Annotated in this window: 12 protein-coding genes; 8 read left to right on the top strand and 4 right to left on the bottom strand. The window is 33.9% G+C overall.

What is annotated here, in order from left to right:
* Positions 1–13: 13 nt before the first annotated feature.
* Positions 14–706, bottom strand: coding sequence for an AIM24 family protein (locus ABD940_RS01480; RefSeq protein ID WP_345199852.1), 693 nt, complete (start codon positions 704–706; stop codon positions 14–16).
* Positions 707–907: 201 nt separating this feature from the next.
* Between ABD940_RS01480 and queA the strand changes: the two genes are divergently transcribed.
* From queA to ABD940_RS01455, 5 genes are all read left to right on the top strand, one after another.
* The gene (gene queA / locus ABD940_RS01475; RefSeq protein WP_345199851.1) at positions 908–1957 is read left to right on the top strand and encodes a tRNA preQ1(34) S-adenosylmethionine ribosyltransferase-isomerase QueA; all 1050 of its coding nucleotides are present in this window, start codon (positions 908–910) and stop codon (positions 1955–1957) included.
* A gap of 71 nt (positions 1958–2028) precedes the next feature.
* A complete protein-coding gene (rlmN, locus tag ABD940_RS01470) occupies positions 2029–3063 on the top strand; it encodes a dual-specificity RNA methyltransferase RlmN (RefSeq protein WP_345200706.1) in 1035 nt (344 codons plus the stop codon).
* Between the two features lie 76 nt (positions 3064–3139).
* The gene (locus ABD940_RS01465; protein ID WP_345199850.1) at positions 3140–4078 is read left to right on the top strand and encodes a sterol desaturase family protein; all 939 of its coding nucleotides are present in this window, start codon (positions 3140–3142) and stop codon (positions 4076–4078) included.
* A gap of 254 nt (positions 4079–4332) precedes the next feature.
* Complete coding sequence (locus ABD940_RS01460; RefSeq protein WP_345199849.1) at positions 4333–5211, top strand: hypothetical protein; 879 nt, start codon at positions 4333–4335, stop codon at positions 5209–5211.
* Between the two features lie 69 nt (positions 5212–5280).
* Positions 5281–6258, top strand: a complete 978-nt coding sequence (locus ABD940_RS01455) for a polyprenyl synthetase family protein (RefSeq protein WP_345199848.1) — start codon at positions 5281–5283, stop codon at positions 6256–6258.
* Between the two features lie 77 nt (positions 6259–6335).
* Here ABD940_RS01455 and ABD940_RS01450 read toward each other — a convergent pair whose 3' ends face one another.
* Positions 6336–7124, bottom strand: coding sequence for a hypothetical protein (locus ABD940_RS01450; RefSeq protein WP_345199847.1), 789 nt, complete (start codon positions 7122–7124; stop codon positions 6336–6338).
* A 188-nt stretch (positions 7125–7312) separates the two neighbouring features.
* Entirely contained in the window at positions 7313–7606 is a 294-nt protein-coding gene (locus tag ABD940_RS01445) for a hypothetical protein (RefSeq protein ID WP_345199846.1), read from the bottom strand.
* Between the two features lie 138 nt (positions 7607–7744).
* Here ABD940_RS01445 and ABD940_RS01440 point away from each other — a divergent pair, with 138 nt between their 5' ends.
* Together ABD940_RS01440 and ABD940_RS01435 are read left to right on the top strand one after the other, a co-directional pair.
* Positions 7745–10177, top strand: coding sequence for an alpha-ketoacid dehydrogenase subunit alpha/beta (locus ABD940_RS01440; RefSeq protein ID WP_345199845.1), 2433 nt, complete (start codon positions 7745–7747; stop codon positions 10175–10177).
* Positions 10178–10279: 102 nt separating this feature from the next.
* The gene (locus ABD940_RS01435) at positions 10280–11014 is read left to right on the top strand and encodes a class I SAM-dependent methyltransferase (RefSeq protein ID WP_345199844.1); all 735 of its coding nucleotides are present in this window, start codon (positions 10280–10282) and stop codon (positions 11012–11014) included.
* A gap of 30 nt (positions 11015–11044) precedes the next feature.
* On the opposite strand, the gene ABD940_RS01430 is transcribed toward ABD940_RS01435, so the two are convergent.
* A complete protein-coding gene (locus ABD940_RS01430; RefSeq protein ID WP_345199842.1) occupies positions 11045–11434 on the bottom strand; it encodes a winged helix-turn-helix transcriptional regulator in 390 nt (129 codons plus the stop codon).
* A 120-nt stretch (positions 11435–11554) separates the two neighbouring features.
* Between ABD940_RS01430 and ABD940_RS01425 the strand changes: the two genes are divergently transcribed.
* Positions 11555–12616 (top strand): NADH:flavin oxidoreductase, encoded by a 1062-nt coding sequence (locus tag ABD940_RS01425; protein WP_345199841.1) that lies wholly within the window; start codon positions 11555–11557, stop codon positions 12614–12616.
* The last annotated feature ends 125 nt before the right edge of the window (positions 12617–12741 follow it).

The following is a 12741-nucleotide window of genomic DNA, read 5'->3' as shown; positions in this document are numbered from 1 at the left end:
AAACATTTATTAATTATTTCTCAACTCTATAAACTTCCTCATAAGGCTGAATCAAAACCCAACCGTTCCCCGAAAATTTCATCTGAAATTCTTCACCGCTTCCTCTTCCCATCAAACTTTTGAAAGAAACGTTGGTTTTCAGTTCAGGACTTAAATTTCCAGACCATGCGACTGTCGCATTTGGATCTGTGAAAACCGGCGCATCCGGAGTTACCAGTAATGTCAATGGTTCACCGTGAGTGGTAATGGCAATATGCCCTGTTCCGGATAATTTTACCTGAAATAATCCTCCAGACATCATTCCTGCAATGCTTTTTAACATAGTGATGTCACTTTTTATGCTTTGATCATGTGCCAAAACATCATTCCCATTTACACAAACAGATTCGTTGTTAAGATACAGAATTCTAACTTTTTTCCCGGAATCGGCAACGTATAATTTTCCGGTTCCTTCTGCTTTCATCAGCTTTGCACCTTCACCACTGATCGCTTTTTTTAATAAATTTCCGATACCTCCCGAAAGCATTCCCTGTCTTTCAAAGTTGATGTTGCCAATGTAGCCAACCATGCTTCCTGCTTTTGTCCAAACAGATTGATTATTAAGATTGATTTCTAAAAGTGATGGTTTTTCCAATTCGAAATAGTCTCTTTCCATTGGGTTTTCTTTTGTTTCATTCACAAAAGATTCGATCGAATATTTGCTCATAAGTGTAAATTTTTTAATGTTCTCAAAAATAGGGTTTTTCCCTTTTGAAAATTATCGTAAAATCACGGTTTTTTATTTCAATTAAAATTAATTTAACATCTATGTAAATAATACTTGACAAAGGGGTGTTTCATATCGTATATTTGCACTCCGAAAATTACATATAGTAATTGCGATAATTTTTAAACCGTAATTTAAAAAATGAAAACATCAGATTTTAATTTTGATCTTCCTGCAGAATTATTGGCAGAACATCCATCAGAACACAGAGACGAAGCGAGATTAATGGTTTTGGACAGAAAAAATCAAACTATTGAACACAAATTGTTTAAAGATGTTGTTGATTATTTTGACGAGAATGATTTATTTATCTTTAATAATACTAAAGTTTTTCCTGCACGTCTTTACGGAAATAAAGAAAAAACAGGTGCTAAAATTGAAGTTTTCTTATTAAGAGAATTAGATAAAGAAACCAGAGTTTGGGACGTTTTGGTAGATCCTGCGAGAAAAATAAGAATTGGTAACAAATTGTTTTTCACTGAAGATGAATCTTTGGTTGCTGAGGTTATTGACAATACGACTTCAAGAGGTAGAACGTTGAGATTTTTATTCGATGGTTCTTATGAAGAATTCAGATCTAAATTGAAAGAATTAGGAGAAACTCCGCTTCCAAAATATATCAAAAGAGACGTTGAACCGGAAGATGCTGAAAGATACCAGACAATCTACGCAAAAGTAGAAGGTGCTGTTGCAGCTCCTACTGCAGGTCTTCACTTTTCAAAACACTTGATGAAAAGATTGGAGATTAAAGGAATCAACTTCGCTGAAGTTACGCTTCACGTTGGTTTGGGAACTTTTAACCCAATTGAAGTTGAAGATCTTTCTAAGCACAAAATGGAGTCTGAAGAGATTTTTATCGATGAAAAAAATGCTCAGATTATCAATAATGCTGTTGATGCACACAGAAGAGTTTGTGCTGTAGGTACAACGACGATGAGAACGCTTGAAACTTCTGTTTCTTCAAACAAGAAAATCTCTGCATTCCACGGTTGGACAAATAAATTCATTTATCCGCCTCACGATTTCGGAGTTGCAAACTGTATGATTACGAACTTCCACACGCCAAAATCTACATTAATTATGATGATTGCAGCGTTTGCAGGAAGAGATTTCATTATGCAGGCTTATGAAGAAGCTATAAAAGAGAAGTATAAGTTCTATTCTTATGGCGACGCAATGTTAATTATTTAATTAAGATATAAGGTAAAAGGTTGCAGGTAATAGTTACCTGCGACCTTAATCCTGAAATCTACAACCTTACAATGAAAGATATCAGAACTTTATCACTAGACCAGCTCAAGGATTATTTTCAGTCTTTGGGAGAAAAACCGTTTCGTGCGAAACAGGTTTATGACTGGTTGTGGAGTAAGAATCTCCATTCGATTGATGAAATGACGAATCTTTCGAAAACACTTCGTGAAAGAATTTCCGAAGAATATACAATTAATCCTGTTTCTGTTGATCAGCTTCAGAAAAGTACAGACGGAACCATCAAAAATGGAGTGAAACTTCATGACGGATTATTGGTAGAATCTGTATTAATTCCTACAGAAACGAGAACTACAGCTTGTGTTTCTTCACAGGTTGGATGTTCATTAAACTGCGAATTCTGTGCAACAGCAAGACTCAAAAGAATGAGAAATCTTGAAGTTGCCGAGATCGTGGATCAGGTTGCTTTAATTGACAGCCAGAGTAGAATGTATTTCGACAGACCGCTTACCAACATTGTTTTTATGGGAATGGGAGAGCCGATGATGAATTACAAAAATGTTGTCGAGGCTATCAGGAAAATTACTCAGCCGGAAGGTTTGGGAATGTCTCCAAGAAGAATTACGGTTTCAACTTCCGGAATTCCAAAGATGATCAAAATGTTGGCAGATGATGAGTTGCGTGTGAAATTGGCTTTGTCGCTTCACTCTGCAATTGAGTCTAAGCGTAACGAGATTATGCCTTTTTCCGATAAATTTCCATTAACAGATATAATGGAATCTCTTCAGTATTGGTATAAAAAGACAGGTTCTGTTATTACTTTTGAATATTGTGTTTGGAAAGGAATTAATGATGGCGATGAAGATATCAAAGCTTTAATTAAATACTGTAAACAGGTTCCTTGTAAAGTTAATTTAATCCAGTACAACCCGATTGGCGACGGAAAATATGACCAATGCAATAAACAGGCGGAAGAAAATTACGTTCGTCAGCTTGAAAATGCAGGAATTACCGTAATGATCAGAAAAAGTCGTGGTGGAGATATTGATGCCGCTTGTGGACAGCTTGCCAATAAAACAGTTGATTAAAATTTCATTAAAAAAATAAAAACTTTTTCTTAACAGTTTCTTAAAATCCTACCTTTGTACCACAAAATTATAAGTGATGGTGGATTACTTTTTGGGCGAAAACGGATTAGAAAATGTTTATTCATGGTCAATTCCGATTCTTGCTGCTTTTATCTTAGCAGAATTAATATATAGCCACGTTTCAGAGGCAAAACTCTACAACGGAAAAGATGTTGCGACGAGTGTTTATCTTGCATTGATGAATTTCGGTTTAGATCTTGTGATGAAGGTTTTCGCAATGGGTGTGATGTTTTTCTTTTACAATCACAGGCTTTTTACATGGGAATTTACAATTTGGTATTGGCTGATCTGCTTTGTAATTACAGATTTCGCTTATTATGTTTTGCACTATGTCGATCACCATTCCAGAGCTTTCTGGGCGGTTCATATTACCCATCACAATTCAGAATATTTCAACTTGACGACAGGTTTTAGAAGCCCTGTTTTACAACCTTTATATAGATATTTGTATTTTTCTCCATTAGCTTTTTTAGGATTTAATCCTTGGCATATTATGGTGGTTTATGCGATTGCTCAGGTATACGGAACCTGGGTTCATACGCAGACTGTAAAAAGTATGGGAATTCTTGAATATATTTTAGTAACACCTTCTCATCATCGTGTTCATCACGCTTGTAATATCAAATATCTTGATCGAAACATGGGAATGTGTCTCATTATTTGGGATAAAATTTTTGGAACTTTTGAAAAAGAAGATCCAAATGTTCCTGTAAAGTACGGAATTTACCCGAAAATGCCCGACAATAAACCTGACACTGTTCTTTTATATGAATGGCGGAAAATATGGAAAGATATTAAACAGCCGGGATTAAAATTCTCAGATAGAATCAATTATATTTTCAATTCTCCGGGATGGAGTCACGACGGAACCGGAAAAACGGTAAGACAATATCAAAAGGACTATTGGGCAAAAAAGAATAGGAAGAGCAGCAAGATCCAGAAAAAATCTGCATAAAAAAAATTTTTCAATATAATCTACATAATTAACTTAGGCGGGCATTTTGCTCGTCTTTTTTTGTTTTTATTAAATAAGAAATCTAACCAATTTATTATAACATAAAGTTTGTCATTTCTTAGGAATCTAAGCTCCAATTTTAATAATTTTATTTCGAATAAACTAACCTAGATTCCTAAGAAATGACAAATAGGATGTATAATTTGTGAAAATAAGTGCCATTTGTTTTTAAATAAAAACCTTAATTTTACCTTATGAAAAAGTTTTTTCTAGCATTAACAATCACAATTTCCATATTCTCATTTTCTCAAAAAACAGATATTCTCAAGATTAGAAAATACAGAATTAATTATTTAGACGAAAAGATAAAGGAAACCTCAGGATTAAGTATTTTGAATGGTGAACTGTTTACATTTAATGACAGCGGAAATTCTCCTGAGCTTTTTGAATTGGACAAAACGACAGGAGAAATTATCAATGTTTTAAAAATTAATGTAAAAAATAAAGATTGGGAAGCCTTAACAAACGACGGGAAAAACTTCTACATAGGAGATTTTGGCAATAATGGCGGAACGAGACGAGATTTGGAAATTTATAAAGTTCCTTTTGAAACTCATTCATTAAAAAGTGATTCTGTTAAATTAATTTCCTTTGAATATCCTGAACAAACGGAATTTGTTCCAAAATATTTATCGACAGATTTTGATGCAGAAGCTATGATTTATTTAAATGGGAAAATTCATCTTTTCACTAAAGAATGGGGTTCAAAATCTACTTCACATTATATTATTGATCCGGAAATTTCAGAAAAACAAAAGGCTGAAAAAGTAGAATCTTTTAAAACAAATTTTGTGGTCACAGATGCTTCTTATTTTGATAAAAAACTATATTTAATCGGCTATACGAAGAAAACTGAAGTCTTTTTGAATGTTTTCAATGAAACCGAATCCGGGATATTTTTTAAAGAAATACCAAAACATTATTATCTCGGAAGTGCTTTGTCCATCGGGCAAATTGAAGGAATTGCCGTTGATGAAACCGGAATTTATATTTCGGGTGAAAAGTTCCATTCTCCTTTGGGTGGCGCAAAACAAAGTCTTTATTTTATTCCAAAAGATAAACTCAAAGATTAATTTCTCTTAAAATTGACTGAAAAAAATTATCTTTGTTGAAATTAATAATTTATCCATCATTCGAAGATTGTGGCGAATACTGTAGAAGAAATCAAGCGACCGATCAATGAGGAAATGAAACTTTTCGAGCAGAAGTTTTATGAATCAATGCAGAGCAAAGTGCCTTTATTAGATAAGGTCACTCGTTTTATCGTTACTACAAAAGGAAAGCAGATGCGTCCTATGTTTGTATTTCTTTGTGCAAAATTGGTTGGTGATGTTAATGAAAAAACTTATCGTGGAGCTTCTATGATTGAGTTGATTCATACCGCAACTTTGGTTCATGATGATGTAGTGGATGAAAGTTTTAAACGGCGTAATTTTTTCTCTATTAATGCTTTATGGAAAAATAAAATTGCAGTTTTAGTGGGGGATTTCCTTTTGTCTAAAGCGGTATTATTGTCTACAGATCATAAAGATTACGATTTACTTGCCGTTATTTCAAGAACTATCAGAGAAATGTCAGAAGGTGAGCTTCTTCAGCTGGAAAAAGCCAGAAAACTTGATATTACTGAAGATGTTTATTATGAAATTATCCGTCAGAAAACAGCTACTTTAATTGCTGCCTGTTGTGAAATCGGAGCTTTATCAAATAACGCTGATGAAATTTTAGCCGAGAAAATGATGAAGTTTGGAACATATACGGGAATGGCTTTTCAGATTAAAGATGACCTTTTCGATTATTTAAGTTCAAATGTTATCGGGAAACCTGTCGGAATCGATATTAAAGAGCAAAAAATGACATTGCCTTTAATTCATACCTTAAAAATTGCCAGCGAAAAAGACAAAAAGTATTACTTCAATACGATCAAACGTTATAATAATGATCAAAAACGTGTAAAAGAGCTAATAAACTTCGTTAAAACTTCCGGAGGACTCGATTATGCAATTACCGTAATGAAAGATTTTCAACAGAAAGCTAAAGATATATTAAACGAATTTCCTGATTCGGAAGCAAAAAAATCTTTATTAATCATGTTGGATTATGTTATTGAGCGAAAATTCTAAATAAATTTAATTTTACTATAAAAAAACCGGAACTTATTAGAAGCTCCGGTTTTCATTTTTATAATGTTCTTTGTGTTTTATATTTTTTGTATCGTAACATTAGTTACATTTCCACTTCCTGTGCTTCCGCTTTCTGTTGCTAAAACAGTGCAGTTTTGATTGGGAGCTGCTGTAAATCTAACCTGATAACCTGCAGTTGGTATAATAAGTAGGGTAGAATAGTTCATCAATTCTCCAATGGTTGTACTTGTTGCCACTGCATTATAATGACTTCCTCTTCCTAAATAATCCGCATCAGGAACAGGTCTTATTCCTATAACCAATTGCGTATCAACGGGAGCATTAGCAAAACTTGCCTGTAAAGTCACTAGATAATTTCCTGCCTGATTAAATGTTAAAACCCCTGTAGTTGTATTGTACGAATAATACGGGGAAGTTGATAATGGCGTTGCAAATAATAGTGTAATAATTGAGATCGTCGCAGCTTGATTTGCAGCTAATCTTGCATGGAATAATGAATAAGAATTAAAATTAATTGTTTTTAAAATACCATTTGCATCCGCAACAACGGCTCTGTCCGTACCTCCGACGCCAATATTTGAATTAATGGTTCGAATTCTTACGTTACCGGTAGCAATATCCAATTTTTCTGTTGGAGCTATCGTTCCTACACCAAGATTTCCTGCTGAAGTTATAGCGACATCATTGAGTTGCTGAGTTGCTGTCGGTACGCCAGATGATGGATTATCTTTTGATCCGTCAATATGTAATGTAGATTGAGGATTGTTTGTATTAATTCCTACCTGAGCAAATGAAATCATAGAAAATGTCATTACACTGATGACTGAAAATAATTGTTTTTTCATGTTTTGAAGTTTTTTGTTAATTGATATTATAAAATCTTCAAAAACTATACCTTAATTTTTGTATTATTTTTAATGAAATGTTGTGTTTTTTAAATTTAATTTGAATTATGTTATTCGATTTATGTAAATAATAGTTTATTAGTTGCTAATTTTTAAATATAATTTAATATTAATTAGTAATTTTAATATTAAATTATTTTCATTGTCACAATAATAACTGCCAAAACAATGCAAAATAAAGCGATTAAAAATAAATAATCCGCAATAGTTTCAAATCTGTGTGATCGATCTTCATGCTTAGATCTTATGGCTAAAAATGAAAAGAAACAACTGAATGCGAAAAAAAGACATGCAACTCCCGCAAACTCGTCTAAATGTGTGCTCTGACTGATTTTAGAGATCTTTAATGAAGTGATGATCACTAAAGAAAATCCTAATAAATTACTAGATGCATTAAGAATATGAGTTGATTTTTTTTCCATCATTTACAAATTTATTCTAAGATAAACACTATTTTTTTTATTATCAAATTTTTAAAAAAGATTATTAAAAATTAAAATTAATTTAAAAAGTGTATATTAGCAAAATACTTCGAAAACTAAAAATTTTTTATATTGGCTATGCAGACAACCTATATTGAAACTCAGCAGATTTCCTTTCAAGATTTTAAAAATCAGATACTTGAAGATTATAAGTTAGGAAGAATCTCTCGTGAAATGTCTTATTTGGGCAGAAGAGAAGTTCTAACAGGAAAAGCTAAATTTGGTATTTTTGGTGATGGTAAAGAGCTTCCTCAGCTTGCAATGGCGAAAGTTTTCAAAAATGGAGACTTCCGTTCAGGATACTACAGAGATCAGACTTTTGCATTGGCTGTAGATGCCTTAAGCGTTGAAAGTTTCTTTGCTCAGTTGTACGCGGATACAAGCGTTGAAAGAGAGCCTGCATCTGCGGGAAGACAGATGAACGGTCACTTCGCAACAAGAAGTTTGAATGAAGACGGAAGCTGGAAAGATCTGACGGCTCAGAAAAATATTTCTTCGGACATTTCTCCTACTGCAGGACAAATGCCGAGATTATTAGGTTTGGCTCAGGCTTCAAAAATATATAAATCAGTAAAATTCGACGGTTCTGAAAAATTCTCAAAAGACGGTAACGAAATCGCTTTTGGAACAATCGGAGACGCTTCTACAGCGGAAGGTCATTTCTGGGAAACGCTAAACGCGGCTTGTGCGCTTCAGGTTCCGATGATTGTTTCGATTTGGGATGACGGTTACGGAATTTCAGTTCCTACAAAAAATCAGAGAGCAAAAGCGGATATCGCTGAAATGTTGAGCGGTTTCCAAAGAAAAGAAGGCGAAAACCAAGGTTGTGAGATCATTCAGGTGAAAGCTTGGGATTATCCTTCATTATTAGATGCTTATGCAAGAGCTGAGCAGTTTGCAAGAATGGAATCTGTACCTGTTGTGGTTCATGTAATTGAAGTTACACAACCTCAAGGTCACTCGACTTCAGGTTCTCACGAAAGATATAAGAATGAAGAGCGTTTGGCTTGGGAATCTCAATTTGACGGATTGGTGAAATTCAGAGAATGGATTTTAGAATACTCAATCGAAATTGATGGTAAAGAAGAAGTTTTGGCAACGGCAGAAGAATTGGATTCAATCGATGAAGAAGCTAAAAAATCAGTAAAAGCCGGACAAAAACAGGCTTGGGAAAGCTATCAGAAAACAATTACAGACTTGATCAACTCGGTATTGCCTTTAGTCGAAAATGTTAAAGGACAAAATACTGAAATTGAGAATTATATCAATCAGTTCAATAAATTAGTTTCAAAAGCGAAGAAAGATGTTTTCCATTTGGTGAGAAAATCTTTGTTGGCAACAAGAGGAACAAATTCTGCAGAAAGAAACCAATTGATGCAGAAATATAACGAGATTTTTGAGGTTGAAAAAGACAACTATTCTTCTCATTTATACTCTCAGTCTCAGTGGAAAGCTGAAAATGTACAGGAAATCAAACCTATTTATTCTGATGCTTCTGAAGATGTTGACGGAAGAGTAGTGGTAAGAAATAATTTCGATAAAATTTTCGAAAGATATCCTGAAACTTTAGTGTTTGGTGAAGACGCCGGAAATATCGGTGACGTAAATCAAGGTCTTGAAGGAATGCAGGAAAAATACGGTGACGTTCGTATTGCAGATACGGGAATTCGTGAAGCTACAATCTTAGGTCAAGGTATTGGAATGGCGATGAGAGGTTTGAGACCAATCGCTGAAATCCAATATTTAGACTATATTTTGTACTGTTTACAGGGAATGAGCGATGATTTGGCAACAGTTCAGTACAGAACAAAAGGTGGTCAAAAATCACCTGTAATCATCAGAACGAGAGGTCACAGACTAGAAGGAGTTTGGCATTCAGGTTCTCCGATGGCGGGAATTTTGAATCTTTCAAAAGGAATTTTGGTATTAGTTCCAAGAAACTTAACGAAAGCTGCCGGATTCTACAACACAATGCTTCAAAGTGATGATCCTGCCGTAATTGTTGAATGTCTGAACGGATACAGATTAAAGGAAAAACAACCAGATAATTTAGGTGAATTCACTGTTCCTGTTGGAAAAATCGAGGTTACGAAAGAAGGAAAAGATGTTACGTTGGTAACTTACGGTTCGACTTGGAGAATTGTAATGGAAGCAGCTGAAGAATTGGAGAAATTAGGAATTTCTGCGGAAGTTATTGATGTTCAGTCATTAATTCCTTTTGATTTAACCAATGAAATTGCTGAATCTGTAAAAAGAACCAACAGATTGGTCGTAATCGACGAAGATGTAGAAGGTGGAACTTCAGCTTTTATTTTACAGCAGATTTTGGAAAAACAAAAAGCTTTCAGATTCTTAGATTCTGATCCGTTGACGATCGCTGCAAATGATCATAGACCTGCATATGCAAGTGATGGAGATTACTTCAGCAAACCATCTTCGGATGATATGGTTGAAAGAATTTATGCAATGTTCAATGAAACAAATCCTCAGAAATATCCTGCAATATTTTAATTGAGATTTTAGATAAATTTTGAAACCGCTTTCTTTTTGGGAGCGGTTTTTTGTTTAAGAATGTGTAATTTTAAGTATTATCAAAATTAAGTGAACTTATATATGAAAATCACCAAACTTGTTATCCTTTTCAATTATCAAAAAATATTATTGGGAATTATCGTCTCTGGTCTTCTCTTTGGACTTTCATTTTGGGTAAATTCAGATCTGGTTATTTTAATATTAAGGATTTTAAGTGGTCTTATTATTTTAAATATAATTGCTTCACTTGTTGCTTCTTATGTTTTATATGATAATTCTGATTTATATGAATTGAACAATTTAAAAGGAATAGTGGATTGGAATAAAACTGAAAATGCTATTTTGGTTCATGCGAGTTTTGATCCTCTTTCAAAGCGATTGGAAGACAAATATCCAAATCTAAATTTAACAGTTTGTGATATTTTCGGAAACAGACACGAACAAGAAAAAGGAATCGAAACGTCCAAAAGAGTATTTCCACCCAATCCTAAAGAAATAAAAATAAAGCCCAATACATTACCTTTTGAAGATCAATCTCAGGAGGTAATTCTTGCGATAACAGCACTTCACGAAATTTTAGATCACAATCAAAGAGTTCTGTTTTTCAAAGAAGCAAAAAGGATTTTAAAAGATGGAGGTGTAATTATTGTTTCCGAACAGTTCAGAGATTTGACTAATTTTATTTTCTTTAATATCGGAGCCTTTCATTTTTTAAGTCAAAAGCAATGGAGGAGAGCTATTTCTGAGGCAGGTTTGAAAATTTTTAAGAATAAAAAGATTACACTTTTTGCGAATATGTTGATTTTAAAAAAGTAGAATCCTTCTTTTGAATACTTACAAAGACCATCAAATAACAGCCTTTTTTATTTTCTTCTCTTCCAAAAGATTCTTACAATCCTTTGCTTTATTAGGATCATAAACATGATATTTCGTCTCCCATTCTTCCAATTGATACAAGATCGGAAGTAATGCCAAACCTTTTTCTGTCAACGAATATTCAACTCGTGGAGGGATTTCTTTAAACTCTTCACGAATTACCAATCCATCGGTTTGCATTTCGCGCAATTGGTCAGTCAAAACTTTTCTGGAAATTACATTAATTCGCACGGCAAGTTCTCCAAAACGTAATTTTCGGTCTTTGATTACCAATACGATGATCGGTTTCCATTTGCTTCCCAAAGCAGACATTGCTTTACCTAAAGGACAGCTATATTCCATTAATTCACTTTTTTTCATATGTTACTTTTACGTTACTAATGTAAGTTACTGCAAAGTTACCACTTTTTTTATTCATAAGATACAAATGTGAACTATTATTAGTTACTTTGTGTAACAATTATAAATGTAAATTTAAAGATGAGTACAGAATCATTATTTAAACCTTTTAAATACAAGAATTTAGAACTAAAAAATAGAATCGTAATGGCTCCAATGACGAGAGCTCAATCTGATAACGGAGTTCCGACTCAGCAAATCACAGATTATTATGCGAGAAGAGCCGCTTCTGAAGTTGGATTAATTCTTTCTGAAGGAACTGTCATCAACAGACCCGGTTCAAAAAATATGCAGAATATCCCTGATTTCTATGGAACGGAAGCATTAAACGGCTGGAAAAACGTAATCGATGCGGTTCATGAAAACGGAGGAAAAATGGGACCTCAAATCTGGCACGTTGGAGATACAAGAAGTTCTGCAGATTATCCATTGGTTGATATGGAAAAGGCTTCTACAATGACGTTGGAAGATATTCAGGATACGATTGCTCAGTTTGCGGCTTCTGCAAAATCAGCTAAAGATCTTGGTTTTGATGTGGTTGAAATTCATGGAGCTCATGGTTATTTAATTGATCAGTTTTTCTGGGAAGTTACCAATACAAGAACCGATGAATACGGAGGAAAAACAATAAAAGAAAGAAGCAAATTTGCAGTTGATGTTGTAAAAGCAATCAGAGCTGCGGTTGGTGAAGATTTTACCATTATCATTCGTCTTTCTCAGTGGAAACAACAGGATTATAAATCAAGACTGGCAAATACTCCTGAAGAAATGGAGGAGTGGTTATTACCATTAAAAGATGCGGGAGTTGATATTTTCCATTGTTCACAAAGACGTTTCTGGGAAGCTGAATTTGAAGGTTCTGATCTGAACTTTGCAGGTTGGGCTAAAAAAATCACAGGACAGCCAACTATTACTGTAGGTTCTGTAGGTCTTGAAGGGGATTTTATGGGTGCCTTTGCAGGACAGGGAACTGAAAAAGCTGATCTTACAGAATTAACAAAAAGACTGGAAAGAGGAGATTTCGATTTGGTTGCAGTCGGAAGAGCTCTTTTACAGGATCCGGAATGGGTGAAAAAAATTAAAGAAGGAAATACAGAAGACCTTTTAGATTTTTCAGCTGAAAGTCTGGCAGTTTTATATTAAAAGTCAATGGTCAATAGTGAATTTGCTTTGTCTTCAATTTATATCAACTTGACAATTCACGATTCACTTGCATAGCAAATTCACTTTTGGCTTTCAAATATTTTTTACCTATCAATTATTTTAAA

The sequence above is a fragment of the Chryseobacterium ginsengisoli genome (genome assembly GCF_039542325.1).
Classification (GTDB): Bacteria; Bacteroidota; Bacteroidia; order Flavobacteriales; family Weeksellaceae; genus Chryseobacterium; species Chryseobacterium ginsengisoli.
Note: the sequence above shows the minus strand (reverse complement) of the source record. Positions and strands in the feature narration are given on the sequence as shown.

Excerpts from the sequence above, each read along its gene's own strand:
- ABD940_RS01425 (WP_345199841.1), top strand. The coding sequence starts at position 11,555 with ATGAGTACAGAATCATTATTTAAACCTTTTAAATACAAGAATTTAGAA.
- queA (WP_345199851.1), top strand. The coding sequence starts at position 908 with ATGAAAACATCAGATTTTAATTTTGATCTTCCTGCAGAATTATTGGCA.
- ABD940_RS01465 (WP_345199850.1), top strand. The coding sequence starts at position 3,140 with ATGGTGGATTACTTTTTGGGCGAAAACGGATTAGAAAATGTTTATTCA.
- ABD940_RS01430 (WP_345199842.1), bottom strand. The coding sequence starts at position 11,434 with ATGAAAAAAAGTGAATTAATGGAATATAGCTGTCCTTTAGGTAAAGCA.
- ABD940_RS01440 (WP_345199845.1), top strand. The coding sequence starts at position 7,745 with ATGCAGACAACCTATATTGAAACTCAGCAGATTTCCTTTCAAGATTTT.
- ABD940_RS01450 (WP_345199847.1), bottom strand. The coding sequence starts at position 7,124 with ATGAAAAAACAATTATTTTCAGTCATCAGTGTAATGACATTTTCTATG.
- ABD940_RS01480 (WP_345199852.1), bottom strand. The coding sequence starts at position 706 with ATGAGCAAATATTCGATCGAATCTTTTGTGAATGAAACAAAAGAAAAC.
- ABD940_RS01460 (WP_345199849.1), top strand. The coding sequence starts at position 4,333 with ATGAAAAAGTTTTTTCTAGCATTAACAATCACAATTTCCATATTCTCA.
- rlmN (WP_345200706.1), top strand. The coding sequence starts at position 2,029 with ATGAAAGATATCAGAACTTTATCACTAGACCAGCTCAAGGATTATTTT.
- ABD940_RS01445 (WP_345199846.1), bottom strand. The coding sequence starts at position 7,606 with ATGGAAAAAAAATCAACTCATATTCTTAATGCATCTAGTAATTTATTA.
- ABD940_RS01435 (WP_345199844.1), top strand. The coding sequence starts at position 10,280 with ATGAAAATCACCAAACTTGTTATCCTTTTCAATTATCAAAAAATATTA.